Genomic DNA, 15,026 nt, shown 5'->3' with positions numbered 1-15,026 from the left:
AGAATTTCAAACGGGGGAGGCTCTTCCGTTGGTTTCAGCAGCAGGTCCCGAACGTCATCGCTCCTCCGATGGATCAGATCCGGAGCGTCTCCTTCTGTTTCTGCTGTTTGATGCGGTGCGTGCGCCGGGCAGATCATCGATTCAGGAGGACATCGCCCGGGTGGAGCCGCTTTCATCCTCCGTCACGTGCTCAGCACTCGGGGCCGATCCTGAGCATCCATCTCTGCTGATCTCATTCGAAGACCACGCTTTTGCCCTGGTCACGATCGGGACCCCGGTGCCTGCGGATAGCGCGCAGCAGCCTGTCGACATGTCCAATTGGTCGCCGGAAGAGAAGGAGCCGCTCCGCCGGCACCGAGCGCACATGATCTGCGCCTATACCGGGACCGCGATCGATCCCACTGAACAGTTCATCGCCGCCCTGAAGGTGGCGGCCGCCCTTCTCCCATATGGTCTGGTCGGCGTGATCGACACCGCCGCCTGGAATTGCCTGCCGGCGCGGGCGCTGACTGTGTCGCTGGCGCCCGATTTCCTGAGCGCAGCACGGCAAGCCGTTCCGGTCGCGATCTGGACCGGCTTTCTGAAGTTCTTTCGGCCCGATGGCCGCATCTGGTTCTGCTCGAAAGGATTTCACCGCTGGGGTGCTCCGGATTTCGCCCTGCTCGGAGAACAAGGTGAGGGCGAGGTGGCGGTCGACATCTTCTCCGCCCTGCTGAGCTATGTCCGAAACACGGGCGCGCGCCTGTCCCCGGGCGATACGGCGGATCTCGGCGGCACGTTGCTACGCTTCGGCCCGGTTCTCGAATATGCGGAGTATCTGGCCAGTCCGACGGGGACCCTGGTCGTCGAGAGAATCGACCCGCCACGCCGATAAGAGCCGCTCCGCCGACATCTTCTCAGGGTTTCGGTGATCGCGACGGCGGTTTTCCGCGGCCCCGTGGCGGCGGCATCGGCGGCTTCACCCGCGGCCGGTCCCGCGCCGGGGGCGGCGCGGGCGGCTTGCGCGGCAGGTCAGGCTGCCGCGGCGGCGACGGGGATCGAGAGCGTCGACCAGACATCGCGCAGCGCCTCGACCAGCCGGGCCATCTGCAGGTCGTCGTGCAGCGGCGTCGGGGTGATGCGCAGCCGCTCGGCCCCGCGCGGCACGGTCGGGTAGTTGATCGGCTGGACGTAGATGCGGTGCCGCTCCAGCAGCAGGTCGCTCGCCGCCTTGCACAGCCGGGCGTCGCCGACGAGGACCGGTACGATGTGGCTGACCGACGGCATCACCGGCAGGCCGGCGGCGCGCAGCAGGCGCTTCAGCGTCGCCGCCCGCTCCTGGTGCCGCTCGCGCTCGGCGTTGCTGGCCTTGAGGTGTCGGATCGCGGCCAGGGCCCCGGCCGCGACCACCGGCGGCAGCGAGGTGGTGAAGATGAAGCCGGGGGCATGGCTGCGCAGCGCGTCGACCAGGATGGCCGAGCCGGCGACATAGCCGCCCATCACCCCGAAGGCCTTGCCCAGCGTGCCCTCGATCACGGTGAGGCGCCGGGTCAGCCCGTCGCGCTCGGCGATGCCGCCGCCGCGCGGGCCGTACATGCCGACGGCATGGACCTCGTCCAGATAGGTCATGGCGCCGTGCCGGTCGGCGACGTCGCAGATCTCGGCGATCGGCGCGATGTCGCCATCCATCGAATAGACGCTCTCGAACGCCACCAGCTTCGGCCGGGTCAGCGGGTATTCCGACATCAGCCGGTCCAGATCGGCCGGGTCGTTGTGGCGGAAGATCCGCTTCTCGCAGCCGGAGTTGCGGATGCCGGCGATCATCGAGGCGTGGTTCAGCGCGTCGGAGAAGACGACGCAGCCGGGGATCAGCTTCGCCAGGGTCGACAGCGAGGCGTCGTTGGAGACGAAGCCCGAGGTGAAGAGAAGCGCCGCCTCCTTGCCGTGCAGGTCGGCCAGCTCCTCCTCCAGCGCCCGGTGGTAGATATGGGTGCCGGAGATGTTGCGGGTGCCGCCGGCGCCGGCGCCGCAGCGGTCCAGCGCCTCGTGCATCGCCGCCAGCACCGCCGGGTGCTGGCCCATGCCGAGATAGTCGTTCGAGCACCAGACGGTGACGTCCGGCGCGCCGTCGAGGCCGTGATGGGCGGCGCGCGGGAAGGCACCGGCATGGCGCTCGAGCTCGGCGAAGATCCGGTAGCGGCCCTCGGCCTTCAGGGTCTCGATCGCCGTCCGGAAGATGTTCTCGTAGTCCATTCCACCGTCTCGCCGTGCCGCGGGCCGGGCCCCGACAGGAAGTGTAACGCATCTGGCGCTGTCGCGTGAAATGGCACCATAGTCGAAGCACGCCAAGAGGTGAGACCCGCGGCGGCTTCGGCGGCGATCCGCCGCATGCCGGCAGCGGAGAAATTTCCGAGGGCCATGTCGGGACGTGTCAGGCCCGGCCGTCCTCCGGTCAGATCGTCCAGCCGAGGGAGAGTCGCCTTGCCCAAGATCACCCAGAAGATCACACCGTTCCTGTGGTTCGACAACGGCCGGGCCGAGGAGGCGGCCGAGTTCTACGTCTCGGTCTTCGACAATTCGCGGATCACCTCCGTCCTGCGCAATGGCGATGCCGTGTCGGGGCCGAACGGCAGCGCCCTGACCGTCGGCTTCGAGCTGGACGGCCAAGCCTTCACCGCCCTGAACGGCGGGTCGCATTTCGAGTTCACCTGGGCGGTCTCCTTCGTCGTCCACTGCGAGACGCAGGAGGAGGTCGACCGGTTCTGGGCCCGCCTGGTCGAGGGCGGCGGCGAGCACAGCCAGTGCGGCTGGCTGAGGGACCGGTTCGGCGTGTGGTGGCAGGTCACGCCCGACATCCTGATCGAGCGGATGCATGACCCCGACCCGGTGAAGGCGGCCCGAGTGATGCAGGCGATGATGCAGATGGCCAAGATCGACATCGCCGCCATAGAGCGGGCCTATCAGGGCGCCTGACCGATGCCCGCGCCCTGACCGGGCTTTGCGGCGGCCGGCTTCGGCGGCATGATCGCGGGCGTGGGGTGCGAGCAGGGGTGGATGATGGCGCAGACCGCGGCGGCCTGGGCGGCGACCCCGCGCGGCCGGAAGAAGCGTGAGGCGATCCTCGAGGCCGGCATCCGGGTCTTCATGGCCGAGGGCTACGCCGCCAGCATGGACCGGGTGGCGGCCGAGGCCGGGGTCGCCAAGCAGACCCTGTACAGCCATTTCGGCAGCAAGGAAGGGCTGCTCCGCGCCATGTTCGACCGCTACAAGCAGCAGTCCCTGGCCGGGCTCGACCCCGCCGGTGATCTGGCGGACGAGCTCGCCACCTTCGGCGAGCACATGCTGCGCCGGATCTTCGATCCCGAGATCCTCGGCGTTCAGCGGCTGATGGTCGCCCAGGCCGCGGCCTTCCCGGATCTGGCGCGCCTGTTCTACGACGCCGGTCCGGGCCGCGTCCGCGCCGCCCTGGCGGACTTCCTGCGGACCAAGATGGAGGCGGGCACGCTGCGCCCCGCCGATCCGGCCGAGGCGGCGGAGGATCTGGTCACGCTCATGCAGGGCGGCCGCCGCCAGCGCACCCTGTTCGGGGTCGAGCCGCCACCGGACCCGGCGGAGCTGCGGGGCATCGCCGAGCGCGCGGTGGCGGTGTTTTTGCGAGCCTATGCAGCCCTTTAGCTTACGGTTTCGTACCCTTGTTTCGCCGCAATTCCATCTTACCTCCGAAGCGCGGGGCGCAGGCGGCGGAGGAAAAGCGGATGGCGAAGTTTCGCTACTGGGGCATGTCGGTCCTGCTCAGCCTGGGCCAGGCCGACCTGGCGGTGGCCAGCGAGAAGCCGCCCTACGAGGACGCGCTGGCCGCGTATTTCGGCTCGGCCGGGACCGACGCCGCGCAGGCCCCCCTCTATCTCTACCGCCCCGACAGCTTCCCGCGGGTGACCTTCATCGGCCATGTCGCGCCGGACGCGGCGCCGCGGTGGCGCGGCGTCGCCATCGACGGGGTCTGGCAAGCGGCGGCCACGCCGGACGAGCTTGCGCCGCTATTGCTGCCGGAGGCCGGCTGGGACGCGGCGGATGCGGCGACGCGCGAGGCGATCGCGGTGCGCTGGGTCGAGGAGATCGTGATGGGCGGCGAGGTGCTGAGGAGCGGCGCCGACCTGGTGCCGCCCGCGCCGGACGGCGCCGTCCATCCCGCTGTTGCCCGCACCCTGCCCGACGGCACGATCGAGGTCAGCGGCTGGGTGTCGCATCTCAGCGTCGCCGGCGAGGTGGCCGACCCGTTCACCGTCCGGCTCGCGCCGGACGGCACGGTGCAGGCGGCGTAGAGCCTCTATTCCTTCACGCCCAGCTCCTCGCCGACGAGCGTGACCCAGTAGGTCGCGCCGAGGGCGAGGATCTCGTCGTTGAAATCGTAATGCGGCGTGTGGACGTAGTGGTAGCTGCCGTCCGGGTTGACGCCGTTGCCGATCATGATGAAGGCGCCGGGCTTCTTCTCCAGCATGAAGGAGAAGTCCTCGGCCCCGGTGATCGGCGGGATGTTGGTCGCGACCTTGTCGGCGCCGACGATCTTCGCCGCGACGCCGGCGGCGATCCCCGTCTGCTCCGGGTGGTTGACGAGAGGCGGGTAGCGGCGCTGGTACTCGATCTTGGCGGTGCAGCCGTAGGTCGCGGCCAGCCCCTCGGCGGTCTCGCGCAGCCGGCGCTCGATCGTGTCGCGGACCTTGGGGGAGTAGCTCCGGGCGGTGCCGGCCACCACCACCTCGGGCGGGATGATGTTGGGCGAGCCGATCGAGCCGCCGGAGACGTGGCCGACGCTGATCACCCCCGGCTCCACCGCCGGGATGTTGCGGCCGACGATGGCCTGGGCCGCCAGGATGAAATGCGCCAGCACCACGGTCGGGTCGGTCGCCAGATGGGGGGCGGAGCCGCCATGGCCGCCGGTGCCGCCGAAGGTGACGGTCCAGGTGTCGCTGGCCGCCAGCATCGGGCCGGGGCGGAGGCCGAATTCGCCGACCGCCCGGCCGGGATTGTTGTGCATGCCGTAGACCGCGTCGGCCGGGAAGCGGTCGAACAGGCCTTCCTCCACCATCAGCTGGCCGCCGCCCAGCCCTTCCTCGGCCGGCTGGAAGATGAAGTGCACCGTGCCGGCGAAGTCCCGGTTCTCGGACAGATAGCGGGCGGCGCCCAGCAGCATGGCGGTGTGGCCGTCATGGCCGCAGGCGTGCATCTTGCCGGGCACGGTGGAGGCGTAGGGAAGACCGGTCTTCTCCTCGATGAACAGCGCGTCCATGTCGGCGCGCAGCGCCACCGCGCGCTGGCCGGGCCGGTTGCCCTGCAGCGTGCCGACCACGCCGGTCCTGGCGATGCCCTCATGCGTCTCGATGCCCCAGTCGCGCAGCTTCCGCGCCACCAGGGCCGCGGTGCGCACCTCCTCGAAGCCGGTCTCGGGATGGGCGTGGATGTCGCGGCGGATGGCGATCAGCTCGTCCTCATAGGCCTTGATCGCGGCCAGGATGTCCTGCGGGGTCTTGGCGTCGGTCATCGGGCTCTCTTCTCGCTTGTGTCCGGGAATGATGGCCGGGTGGTCCCCGGCTAGTCCAGCCGGTCCCGCGCCGCCGGCGGGCGCAGCAGGCACAGGGCGACCGTGGTGATCAGGTTGGTCGCGACCAGATACCAGGCCAGCGCCATCGGGTTGCCGGTGACATCCAGCAGCCAGGTGACGACGAACTGGGCGCTGCCGCCGAAGATGGTGACGCCGAGCGCATAGGTGATCGACAGGCCGGAGGAGCGCACCGCGCGCGGGAAGCATTCCGGCAGGGCGACGATGCCGACCGCGCCGCTCATCGCCTGGAAGAGCGACAGCAGGCCGACCATCAGCAGCAGCGTCTCGGGCGTCGGTCGGCGGTGATCAGCAGGAAGGCCGGATAGACGGCGACCACGAACAGCGCCCGCGGCAACACCATCAGCGCGCGCCGGCCGAACCGGTCCGACAGCCAGCCGCCGAGCACGGAGCCGAGCGCGATGACGCTGCCGCTGACCACGCTGGCCAGCATCGCCGTGCCCGCCGGCATGTGCAGCGTGTGCAGGGCGTAGGTCGTCATGTATTTGCCGATGATGTAGCTGCTGATCGTCCCGCCCATGATGGTCAGGACGCCGATCAGCACCAGCCCGGCATGCCGCGAGGCCAGGGTCCTCAGCACCGCCCCGGCGCTGCCATGCGCCCCGCCGGCATGCGCGGTCTCGTCCATGTGCCGGCGGATATAGAGGCCGACCGGGCCGATCAGCAGGCCGAACAGGAACGGGACGCGCCAGCCCCAGCTCTCCATCGCCTCGGGCGTCAGCGCCTCGGCCAGGCCGAAGCCCATCAGGCTGGCGGCCAGGGTGGCCAGGCCCTGGCTGGCGTATTGCCAGCTGGCGTAGAGGCCGCGCCGGCCCTGCGGAGCGAGCTCCAGCAGATAGGTCGTGGCGGCGCCCAGCTCGCCGCCGGCGGAGAAGCCCTGCAGCAGCCGCGCCAGGACGATCAGGGCCGGCGCCGCCAGGCCGATCTCGGCGTAGGACGGCGTCAGGCCCAGGATCGCCGTGCCCAGCGCCATCAGCATGATGGTCAGGGTCAGAGCCGCCTTGCGCCCCACCCGGTCGGCATAGGCGCCGATGACGATGCCGCCCAGCGGCCGCATGACGAAGCCGACACCGAAGGTCGCGAGCGACAGCAGCAGCTGGCCGGAGGCGGACTCGACCGGGAAGAACTGCCGGCCGATCGTCACCGCGAACAGCGCATAGACGGTGAAGTCGAAGAACTCCAGCCAGTTGCCCAGCACCGTGGCGAAGACCGCCCGCTTCGGCACGGCAGGCGCCTGCGGCGCCGCCGTGGTGGAAAGCGCAGCCCCGCGGGCCGCCGCCGACTGCGTCATCTCGCAGACCCCCTGTTTGCTGCCCCGGCCGGCTCTTGCCGTGCTCGGGTTGCCCAATCTTTGGATGGGTTGCTTCGCGGGCAGAAATGAAATAACCGCGCTGATCCATAACCGCTGGGTTAATCGGCGGAGGCGGCGGACGAGGCAGGCATGACGAAGCGGCGCTGGGACGACCGGATCAAGCTGCGGCACCTCCGCACCGTGCTGGCGGTGCAGGATTGCGGCAGCGTCACCGGCGCGGCGGAGCGGCTGTTCATCTCCCAGGCCGCGGTGTCGAAGGCGATCGCCGAGGTGGAGGAGGCGCTCGGCGCCGACCTGTTCGAACGGCGCGGCCGCGCCATCGTGCCGACCGAGGCCGGCCACCGCTTCATCCGTACCGGACGGCGCATCGCCGCCGAGATCAGGGTGCTGGAGGAGGAGATCGATCTGCTCGCCACCGGCGGCGCCGGTCTGGTGACGATCGGGCTGCAGGCCGTCTCGGCCCAGGCGTTCCTGGTCAGGGCCGTGGCCGCGATGAAGCGGCGCTATCCGAAGATCACGATCCGGCTGGTCGAAGGCATGCTGCCGGACGTGCTGCGCGACCTCCGTTCCGGCCGCTTCGACCTGGCGATCGGGCGCATGGTGCCGGCGCTGATGGGGCCGGACCTCGACGGCGCGCCGATCGTGCTGGAGCCCTATGTCGTCGTCGCCAGCGTCGGCCATCCGGTCCTGGCCCTGCCGAGGCCGGGCTGGGCGGATGTCCTCGCCCATTCCTGGTGCCTGCCCCTGCGGGGCACGCCGGTGCGCGAGCATCTCGACGAGCACCTGGCCGAGCTGGTGCTGCCGCAGCCCGAGAGCCTGGTCGAGACCGGCTCGGTCGTGACCATCCTGATGCTGCTCCAGTCCATGCCGCTGCTGGCCCTGGCCCCGCGCCACCTCGCCCGCGACTGGGAGGCGCGGGGCCATGTCGCCCTGACGCCGCTGACCCTGTCGCCGCGGGCGGAGCCGATCGGCCTGATCTGGTCGACCGCCCTGCCGCTGGCCCCGGCCGCGCGGGTGTTCCGCGACGAGACCCTGGCGCTGCTGAAGGAGGGCGGCCCGGCCGTCACGCCCTGGCCGGACATCCTGCTGTCCTGACGCGGCGGCGGTTGCGTTCCGGCCCGCGCCGCGCCAGGATCGCGCGCTTCGTCGGGGAGGAAAGCCGCGTGATCCTGGATTTCGGCTCGATCAACATGGACCTGGTGATGGCGGTCACGGCACTGCCGCGGCCGGGCGAGACCGTGCTGTGCGACGGTTACGTCACCAAGCCCGGCGGCAAGGGATCGAACCAGGCGGTGGCGGCGGCGCGGGCCGGGGCGCGGGTGGCGATGGCCGGCGCGGTCGGCGACGACGGCTTCGGCCAGGTGATGCGCGCGACCCTGGCGAAGGAGGGTGTCGACACGTCCCTGATCGCCATCAGCGACCGCCCGACCGGCGTCGCCTATATCTGCGTCGACGCGCAGGCCGAGAATTTCATCGCCGTCGGCAGCGGCGCCAACCTCGCGGTCACGGCCGGCCAGGTGCCGGACGACCGTCTGACGCCGGACACGCTGCTGGTGCTGCAGATGGAGCTGCCGCCGGAGCAGAACTGGGCGCTGCTGACGCGTGCCCGGGCCCGCGGCTGCCGCGCCATCCTCAACGTCGCCCCGGCCGCGCCGGTGCCTGAGGCGGCGCTGCGCGACCTCGACCTCCTGGTGGTGAACGAGCACGAGGCGCTGGCGATCGCCGGCGGGCTCGGCCTGGACACGGCGAATCCGCGGGCCGCGGCCGCGGCGCTCAGCGGCCGGCTGGGGCTGACCTGCATCGTCACCCTGGGCGGCGAAGGCGCGATCGCCGTCGGACCCGGCACCGGCTTCGCCGTGCCGGCGCTGCCGATCCGGCCGGTCGACACCACCGGCGCCGGCGACACCTTCACCGGCGTGCTGGCGGCCGGGCTCGATGCCGGGCTGCCGCTGGAGCAGGCGCTGCGACGGGCCGCGACCGGCGCCGCCCTGGCCTGCCTCGCCCTCGGCGCGCAGGAAAGCATGCCGACCGCCGCCGCGATCGACGCCGCCCTGCCGCAGCTCGGCCCGACCACGCCGATCGGCTGATATTTGGGCCCGGCGGCTCGGCCGGAATCCCCCTCACCCTCCCATTCGCTGTCGCGACTGGGCCCCTCCCTCTCCCCGAGGAGAGGGATTTCGGAGCGACGCCTTCCTTCACCTCTCCTTGGGGAGAGGTCGAAATCGCGCAGCAATTTCGGGTGAGGGGGCGACTCCGGCCCATCCGCCTATCGCGTCCGCAGGGGCAAAGGTCGGCCCTACTTCTCCTCCGGCTCGGTCGTGAACATCAGCGGATAGCCCATCCGGCGGCCGGCCTCGGTCCCGCGCGTCGCCTTGGTCTCGGCCACCTCCTTGGGGTAGACGGCGACGACGCAGGCGCCGCGCCGATGCGCGGTCATCATCACCCGGTAGGCCTGGTCCTCGCTCATCCGGAACTCGCCCTTCAGGACCACGACCACGAAGTCGCGCGGCGTGTAGTCGTCGTTCAGCAGGATGACCTTGTGCAGGCGCGGCCGTTCCGTCTTGGGCCGGATGTCGACGCGGGGCTTGGTCGTGATCTCGCTCATCGGCTGCTCCTCGGATGCGGTGCAGCGGCGGAATGCGGCGGCAGCTTCTCACGCCCGGCGCCGCCCGTCCATTCCCGGCCGCCCCCGCGCGACCTTCCGTCCGGGCCCCCGGAATCCGACGCGGCATCCTCCGTTCGTATGACGACGCGGCTCGCCGCCTCTGCTGGAATGGCGGCGCATCTGGAGGTCCATCGCGGCGGTGCGGCCGGACCGATGCGCCGAACGGGGGCGATGACGATGCTGGCGGCCTCGACGAGAAGCACCCTGCCCTTGTCTCCGGAAGCGCTGGCCGCCTGTCAGCTGCGGATCCCGATCCATCGGGCGGACGCCCCTGCGGGCCTGTCCGACTTCCACGGCACACGGTCCCGCTTCGCCTGGCATCGCGCCCTGGGCCTCCAGCCGTCTCCGGCGCTCGCGCCGGAGGTGCTGCCGTCGATGCCCAGCCATCCTGCTGCAATCATCGCCCGGCCGGTGCCGTTGCGACCGTCGCCGCTGCCGCGCATGCCGTCGGCAGAGCAGGGGCGGCAGCCCGCCGCCGGAGCCCGCCGGCCCTACACGGACGCGTCCTTCCCCTGGCGCTGCGTCTGCAAGGTGGCGTCGGGCGCACGGTCGGGATCCGGCGTGCTGATCGGGCCCCGGCACGTTCTGACCGCCGGCCACGTGCTGGATCGTGACGCAGGGATCGCCTCGGTGTCCTTCCCCCGCGGCGGTCTCGTCTTCGCGGCCGCCGCGGTGACGGACGCGATCACCGCCGATGCCGGCGATTGCGCGGTGATCGTGCTCAACCAGCGCCTCGGCGACAGCCTCGGCTTCATGGGCGCCAGGACCTATGACGGCGACTGGGACAACGAGACCGACGCCTGGTGCAACATCGCCTATGCGCCGGACACCGCCGGCGGCGCCCTGCCGGTGTTCCAGACCGGCTTCTTCCTGGAGGAGGACGATCCCGGCCGGATGCGCGTCGCCGGGGCCGCCGCCTTCGGGCCCGGCATGTGCGGCAGCCCGGTGTTCGGCTTCTGGGACGGCGGCCCCTTCGTCGTCGGCGTGGCCGGCGCCGGCGACGACAGCCCCGCGACCGCGGTCGGCGGCCGCGGCCTGGCCGATCTGGTGCGGGAGGCGCGGGACCGGTTCGCCTGATCGGGGCGTGCGGAGCCGGCTTGCGCCCGCGGCGGGTTGCTCCGGCGGCGCGGACGGACCAGTATCGGGATTTCGCCATCCCAGCCAGCGCAAGACGAGACCGACCGATGCCCGTCATCAATTCGATCGCCGCCCGCAAGGAGGAGATGACCGCCTGGCGGCGCGATCTCCACGCCCATCCCGAGCTGGCCTTCCAGGAGGTGCGGACGTCGGCCCTGGTGGCGGAAAAGCTGGCCTCCTGGGGCATCGAGGTGCATCGCGGCCTGGCCAAGACCGGCGTGGTCGGGGTGCTGAAGGGGCGGACCGACAGCGGCCGCACCATCGGCCTTCGCGCCGACATGGACTGCCTGCCGATGGCCGAGGCCAACGACTTCGCCCACAAGTCGACCGTGCCGGGCAAGATGCACGCCTGCGGCCATGACGGCCACACCACCATGCTGCTCGGCGCCGCACAGTACCTGGCGGAGACGCGCAACTTCGACGGCACCGCGTATTTCATCTTCCAGCCGGCCGAGGAGAACGGCGGCGGCGGCGAGGTGATGGTCAGGGAAGGCCTGTTCGACCGCTTCCCCTGCGACGAGGTCTACGCCCTGCACAATTGGCCGCTGCTGCCGGCCGGCACGATCGGGGTGCGGCCCGGCCCGATGATGGCGGCGGCCGACATGTTCGAGATCCGGATCCGCGGCGTCGGCGGCCATGCCGCGATCCCGCAGAAGGCCAAGGACCCGGTGGTGATCGCGGCCCAGCTGGTCGGCGCGCTGCAGACCCTGGTCAGCCGCAACGCCAACCCGATGGATTCGGCGGTGCTGTCGATCACCCAGATCCACACCGGCACCACCCACAACGTGATCCCGGACGAGGCCTATCTGAACGGCACGGTGCGGACCTTCCGGCCCGAGGTGCAGGAGATGATCGTTGCCGGCATCCGGCGGATCACCGACGGCATCGCCGCCGCCTTCGACGTCGCCATCGAGGTGAACTACGACTACGGCTATCCGGCGACGGTGAACCATGCCGAGCAGGCCGAGATCGCGGCGCAGGTGGCGGAGATGGTGGTCGGCGAAGGCAATGTCCAGCGCGACGTCGAGCCGTCGCTGGGCGGCGAGGATTTCGCCTATCTGCTGAACGCCCGGCCGGGGGCCTATCTGTTCCTCGGCCAGGCCGGCGGAGCCTCAGGGGCGATGGTCCACAACCCGCATTACGACTTCAACGACGAGGTCCTGCCGATCGGCGCCTCGCTGCTGGCATCCCTGGTCGAGACCCAGCTGAAGGCGGGCTAAGCCCGGCTGACCCTCTCCTAAGGCGCCCGCTCCGTCGGCACCGTGAAGCCGTGCGCGGCCCAGGCCGCCGCGGCGCCGGGATGGAAGGGCACGGCGCGGTTGGTCAGCGGGTCGGGGGCCGGGGCGCCGGCGAGGCCTGCGGCCTCGGTCAGCGGTCCGGCCTGGCCGACCGCGATCTCGGTGGCCTGCCGGGCCACCCCCTCGGGCAGCGCGTCGGTCGCGACCAGCCAAGTCCACATGCCGGCGCTGGGGGGCAGCGGCTGCGGTGGTGCGGCGGGGGCGGGGGCCGGCGCCGCGGTCGGTGACCCGACGGCCGGGTCGGCGGCAGCGGCCGGATCGGCCGGCGGGGCGGGAGGCGCGGGCGGCGGCAGCGGCACCGCGGCGGCGGCCACGCCCGGAATCGTCCCGGCCGCCTTCGCGATCTCCGCCACGGTCAGGCCGAAGGTCACCGCCGGCTGCTCCGGCGGCAGGGCGAAGGGAGCGAGGCCGGTGACGGCGACGGCGTCGATCTTCTTGTCGGTCAGCTGCTTTGCGACCTCGGTCAGCGGCATGCGCCGCAGCGTGGCCTCGACGCCCAGCGCCTTCAGCATCGGCTCGGTCAGGGCGTCGTCGGTGGCGACGGCGATCCGCTTGCCGGCGAGGGCGGAGGCGGTGGTGATGCCGCCGGCCGCCGGGACGACGAAGCGCAGCACCGCGGCCGGCGCCACCGGCGCCAGGGCGCGCAGGTGGCCGAACTTCAGGCCGGGCGCCATCGGGCTCCTGCCCTCCCAGGCCGCGGCGGCGACGTCCAGCGACACCAGCCCGATCGCCACCCTGCCGCTCTGCAGCAGCGCGACGTTCGGCAGGGCACCGGCGGTGATCGCCTCCGACACCGGCTGGCCGGCCTCCGCCTTCAACCGGTCGACGAAGGCGGCGCCCCAGCGGCCGAGCGGCGAGTCGACCGGGGCGGTGGCGACGATGATCTCGCGCGGCGGGGCCTTGGGAGCGGTGTCCTGGGCTGGGGCGCCCGGGGCGGCGGCGAGGCCGAGGAGGAGGGCGACGGCCGGGAGGAGGGAGGCGCGCGACACGGGCATCATCGATCCGGATTGGTGAGCACCAGCGAGGAGGCTAACGATCGGCCGCGCTTTCCGCCAGAAGCCAGCTGCGGAATGCGGCGATGCGGGATTCATTCCCCGGCGCGCTGCGCCAGCGGACGACCTGGCGCCGGCTGCGCAGCTCCAGCTCCGGGCCGAAGGGACGGATCAGCCGGCCCTCCTCCAGCGGCGCCCGGATCAGCTGCTCGCGGCCGAGCGCGACCCCCACGCCGTCCAGCGCGGCGGCCAGCACCAGGGTGAAGTGGCTGAGGCGGATGCCGCTGCGGCGCGGCTGCTCCGCCACCCCCAGCCGCTCCAGCCACAGCTTCCAGCTCAGGGCCGAACGCGGCGACGGCTCCTCGTCGCACTCCTCGTGCAGCAGGGTGACCCGGGCCAGGTCGGACGGGTCCCTCAGCAGGGGCCGCAGGGCCGGGCTGCACACCGGATAGATCCGCTCCTCGAACAGCACCGCCTCGCCGTCCGGCTGCAGCGGCCGGTCCGATTCGCGGCTCAGCACCGCCAGATCCAGCTCGTCCTCCTCCAGGTCCGGGTTGCGCATCGCCATCGACAGCCGCACCTCGATCTCCGGATGCGCGGCGGCGAAGCGGCCGAGCCGCGGCACCAGCCAGCCGGTGGCGAAGGCGCCGCCGGCGCCGACCCGCAGCACCCCGCCGCGGCCGCAGCGCTTGACGTGGGCAACGGCTGCTCCCAGCCGCTCCAGCGCCGCCCGCACCTCCGGCGCCAGCTGCTCGCCCGCCTCGGTCAGGGCGATGCCGGGGTTCAGCCGCTTGAACAGCCGGACGCAGAGATCGGATTCGAGCGACCGGATCTGGTGGCTGACCGCGCTCTGGGTCACCGCCAGCTCGGCCGCCGCCTTGGTGAAGCTGAGGTGCCGGGCCACGCTGTCGAAGGTGCGCAGCGCCGCCAGCGGCAGGTGCGGGATCGCGTCACCCATTAGCCATGCTCATGCCAATGCGAGAAACCATCATTCGCTACGGCTCATGAGGCTGCATAGGCTCCGATCAGCCGGGTTTGTGATGATTCTGTCTCATGGATCTGCAGCCCCGGCAAGCCTCGGAGCACGGCCATGGCCTTCGTCCCGATCTCCCGCCGCCCGTTCCGCCTCGGCCTGCTGCGCCGGCTGGTGACGACGCGGCGCCCGACAGCGCGTTCGGTCGAGACGCTGTCCCAGGCGCTGCGCCGGGACATCGGTCTGACCGACCGCCGCTGAACGGTTCGCAACCCGTTCCGATTGGATTTCCGTTCGCCGGTCCCCATCATATTTGCGATGGACGCGAAGCGATGACGGGATCCGACGAGAAGCTGCCTGCCGGCCAGGGCCGGTCGGAGGTCGACGCCTTCCTGCGCCGGGTGGCGGCGACGCCGGTCCGGCGCGAGACCGGGCGGCGTGGCCGGCTGGTCTTCGCGCTGGACGCGACGCAGAGCCGCGAGGACACCTGGGACCGCGCCTGCCGCCTGCAGGGCGAGATGTTCGTCGAGACCGCGTCGCTCGGCGGGCTCGACCTGCAGCTGGTGTTCTACCGCGGCTTCGGCGAATGCAAGGCCAGCGCCTGGGTCTCCGACGGGACCGAGCTGGCGCGGCTGATGAGCAAGGTGCGCTGCCGGGCCGGCGAGACCCAGATCGGCCGGGTGCTGGCCCACGCCGAGGCCGAGGCCGGGCGCGGCAAGGTCGATGCGCTCGTCTTCGTCGGCGACGCCTTCGAGGAGTCGCTCGACCCGGTCTGCGCCCAGGCCGGCCGGCTGGCCCTGCGCGGCGTGCCGGTGTTCCTGTTCCACGAAGGGCATGACCCGGTCGCCGGCCGCGCCTTCCGCGAGATCGCGCGGCTGACCCGCGGCGCCTACTGCCCCTTCGATGCCTCGAGCCCCGGCCAGCTCCGCGACCTCCTGACCGCCGTCGCGGTCTATGCCGCCGGGGGGCGGACGGCGCTGGAGGATCTCGGCCGCCGCCGTGGCGCCGCGGTCACGGCGCTGATCGGGCGGATGGGTGGAGGCTGAGCCCCGA

Annotated in this window: 17 protein-coding genes; 10 read left to right on the top strand and 7 right to left on the bottom strand. The window is 71.7% G+C overall.

The annotated features are described in order from the left end of the window. Nucleotides 1-28: 28 nt before the first annotated feature. Complete coding sequence (locus G537_RS43545) at nt 29-874, top strand: hypothetical protein (protein WP_155888519.1); 846 nt, start codon at nt 29-31, stop codon at nt 872-874. Nucleotides 875-1,011: 137 nt separating this feature from the next. On the opposite strand, the gene hemA is transcribed toward G537_RS43545, so the two are convergent. Continuing rightward, nucleotides 1,012-2,232, bottom strand: a complete 1,221-nt coding sequence (hemA, locus tag G537_RS0105925) for a 5-aminolevulinate synthase (RefSeq protein ID WP_026869315.1) — start codon at nt 2,230-2,232, stop codon at nt 1,012-1,014. A 228-nt stretch (nt 2,233-2,460) separates the two neighbouring features. Between hemA and G537_RS0105920 the strand changes: the two genes are divergently transcribed. The 3 genes from G537_RS0105920 (at nt 2,461) to G537_RS0105910 (ending at nt 4,301) form a co-directional block, all read left to right on the top strand. Then, on the top strand, nt 2,461-2,952 hold the full coding sequence (locus G537_RS0105920; RefSeq protein ID WP_245578953.1) for a VOC family protein: 492 nt from the start codon (nt 2,461-2,463) through the stop codon (nt 2,950-2,952). Between the two features lie 81 nt (nt 2,953-3,033). Further along, nucleotides 3,034-3,654, top strand: coding sequence for a TetR/AcrR family transcriptional regulator (locus tag G537_RS0105915; protein ID WP_034850695.1), 621 nt, complete (start codon nt 3,034-3,036; stop codon nt 3,652-3,654). Between the two features lie 80 nt (nt 3,655-3,734). Further along, the gene (locus G537_RS0105910) at nt 3,735-4,301 is read left to right on the top strand and encodes a hypothetical protein (protein ID WP_026869312.1); all 567 of its coding nucleotides are present in this window, start codon (nt 3,735-3,737) and stop codon (nt 4,299-4,301) included. Between the two features lie 5 nt (nt 4,302-4,306). Here G537_RS0105910 and G537_RS0105905 read toward each other — a convergent pair whose 3' ends face one another. From G537_RS0105905 to G537_RS36670, 3 genes are read right to left on the bottom strand one after another with little or no spacing between them, the layout of a single operon-like run. Next, entirely contained in the window at nt 4,307-5,518 is a 1,212-nt protein-coding gene (locus G537_RS0105905; protein WP_026869311.1) for a M20 aminoacylase family protein, read from the bottom strand. Nucleotides 5,519-5,568: 50 nt separating this feature from the next. After that, nucleotides 5,569-5,850 carry an MFS transporter gene (locus G537_RS44645; protein ID WP_211230298.1) on the bottom strand — a complete coding sequence of 94 codons (282 nt, stop codon included), beginning with the start codon at nt 5,848-5,850 and terminating at the stop codon, nt 5,569-5,571. After that, nucleotides 5,850-6,887: an MFS transporter gene (locus tag G537_RS36670; RefSeq protein WP_211230297.1), complete on the bottom strand. Its 1,038-nt coding sequence runs from the start codon at nt 6,885-6,887 to the stop codon at nt 5,850-5,852. The genes G537_RS44645 and G537_RS36670 overlap by 1 nt, the downstream gene beginning before the upstream one ends. 150 nt (nt 6,888-7,037) lie before the next feature. Between G537_RS36670 and G537_RS0105895 the strand changes: the two genes are divergently transcribed. After that, nucleotides 7,038-8,003: a LysR family transcriptional regulator gene (locus G537_RS0105895; protein WP_026869310.1), complete on the top strand. Its 966-nt coding sequence runs from the start codon at nt 7,038-7,040 to the stop codon at nt 8,001-8,003. Between the two features lie 68 nt (nt 8,004-8,071). Beyond that, complete coding sequence (locus G537_RS0105890; protein ID WP_026869309.1) at nt 8,072-8,995, top strand: ribokinase; 924 nt, start codon at nt 8,072-8,074, stop codon at nt 8,993-8,995. A 209-nt stretch (nt 8,996-9,204) separates the two neighbouring features. Here G537_RS0105890 and clpS read toward each other — a convergent pair whose 3' ends face one another. Next, nucleotides 9,205-9,513, bottom strand: a complete 309-nt coding sequence (clpS, locus tag G537_RS0105885; RefSeq protein WP_026869308.1) for an ATP-dependent Clp protease adapter ClpS — start codon at nt 9,511-9,513, stop codon at nt 9,205-9,207. A gap of 231 nt (nt 9,514-9,744) precedes the next feature. On the opposite strand from clpS, the gene G537_RS41940 reads away from it, so the two are divergent. Then, nucleotides 9,745-10,650, top strand: a complete 906-nt coding sequence (locus tag G537_RS41940) for a trypsin-like serine peptidase (protein ID WP_162146083.1) — start codon at nt 9,745-9,747, stop codon at nt 10,648-10,650. Between the two features lie 107 nt (nt 10,651-10,757). Next, a complete protein-coding gene (locus tag G537_RS0105875) occupies nt 10,758-11,930 on the top strand; it encodes a M20 aminoacylase family protein (protein WP_026869307.1) in 1,173 nt (390 codons plus the stop codon). Nucleotides 11,931-11,947: 17 nt separating this feature from the next. On the opposite strand, the gene G537_RS0105870 is transcribed toward G537_RS0105875, so the two are convergent. Continuing rightward, nucleotides 11,948-12,997, bottom strand: a complete 1,050-nt coding sequence (locus G537_RS0105870; RefSeq protein ID WP_026869306.1) for a TAXI family TRAP transporter solute-binding subunit — start codon at nt 12,995-12,997, stop codon at nt 11,948-11,950. 40 nt (nt 12,998-13,037) lie between these two features. Beyond that, nucleotides 13,038-13,958, bottom strand: coding sequence for a LysR substrate-binding domain-containing protein (locus G537_RS0105865; RefSeq protein ID WP_026869305.1), 921 nt, complete (start codon nt 13,956-13,958; stop codon nt 13,038-13,040). Nucleotides 13,959-14,090: 132 nt separating this feature from the next. Between G537_RS0105865 and G537_RS43540 the strand changes: the two genes are divergently transcribed. Both G537_RS43540 and G537_RS0105855 read left to right on the top strand, forming a co-directional pair. Continuing rightward, entirely contained in the window at nt 14,091-14,234 is a 144-nt protein-coding gene (locus G537_RS43540) for a hypothetical protein (protein ID WP_155888516.1), read from the top strand. 71 nt (nt 14,235-14,305) lie between these two features. Beyond that, a complete protein-coding gene (locus G537_RS0105855) occupies nt 14,306-15,019 on the top strand; it encodes a hypothetical protein (RefSeq protein WP_026869304.1) in 714 nt (237 codons plus the stop codon). Nucleotides 15,020-15,026 lie beyond the last annotated feature (7 nt).

The organism is Inquilinus limosus DSM 16000, from assembly GCF_000423185.1.
In the GTDB taxonomy this organism is placed as follows: domain Bacteria; phylum Pseudomonadota; class Alphaproteobacteria; order DSM-16000; family Inquilinaceae; genus Inquilinus; species Inquilinus limosus.
This window is presented reverse-complemented; position numbering and strand designations above follow the sequence as displayed.

Bases quoted from the DNA above. Each gene is read 5' to 3' on its own strand.
- hemA (WP_026869315.1), bottom strand. From the start codon at position 2,232: ATGGACTACGAGAACATCTTCCGGACGGCGATCGAGACCCTGAAGGCC.
- G537_RS0105915 (WP_034850695.1), top strand. From the start codon at position 3,034: ATGATGGCGCAGACCGCGGCGGCCTGGGCGGCGACCCCGCGCGGCCGG.
- G537_RS0105910 (WP_026869312.1), top strand. From the start codon at position 3,735: ATGGCGAAGTTTCGCTACTGGGGCATGTCGGTCCTGCTCAGCCTGGGC.
- G537_RS0105905 (WP_026869311.1), bottom strand. From the start codon at position 5,518: ATGACCGACGCCAAGACCCCGCAGGACATCCTGGCCGCGATCAAGGCC.
- G537_RS44645 (WP_211230298.1), bottom strand. From the start codon at position 5,850: ATGGTCGGCCTGCTGTCGCTCTTCCAGGCGATGAGCGGCGCGGTCGGC.
- G537_RS36670 (WP_211230297.1), bottom strand. From the start codon at position 6,887: ATGACGCAGTCGGCGGCGGCCCGCGGGGCTGCGCTTTCCACCACGGCG.
- G537_RS0105895 (WP_026869310.1), top strand. From the start codon at position 7,038: ATGACGAAGCGGCGCTGGGACGACCGGATCAAGCTGCGGCACCTCCGC.
- clpS (WP_026869308.1), bottom strand. From the start codon at position 9,513: ATGAGCGAGATCACGACCAAGCCCCGCGTCGACATCCGGCCCAAGACG.
- G537_RS41940 (WP_162146083.1), top strand. From the start codon at position 9,745: ATGACGATGCTGGCGGCCTCGACGAGAAGCACCCTGCCCTTGTCTCCG.
- G537_RS0105875 (WP_026869307.1), top strand. From the start codon at position 10,758: ATGCCCGTCATCAATTCGATCGCCGCCCGCAAGGAGGAGATGACCGCC.
- G537_RS0105865 (WP_026869305.1), bottom strand. From the start codon at position 13,958: ATGGGTGACGCGATCCCGCACCTGCCGCTGGCGGCGCTGCGCACCTTC.
- G537_RS43540 (WP_155888516.1), top strand. From the start codon at position 14,091: ATGGCCTTCGTCCCGATCTCCCGCCGCCCGTTCCGCCTCGGCCTGCTG.
- G537_RS0105855 (WP_026869304.1), top strand. From the start codon at position 14,306: ATGACGGGATCCGACGAGAAGCTGCCTGCCGGCCAGGGCCGGTCGGAG.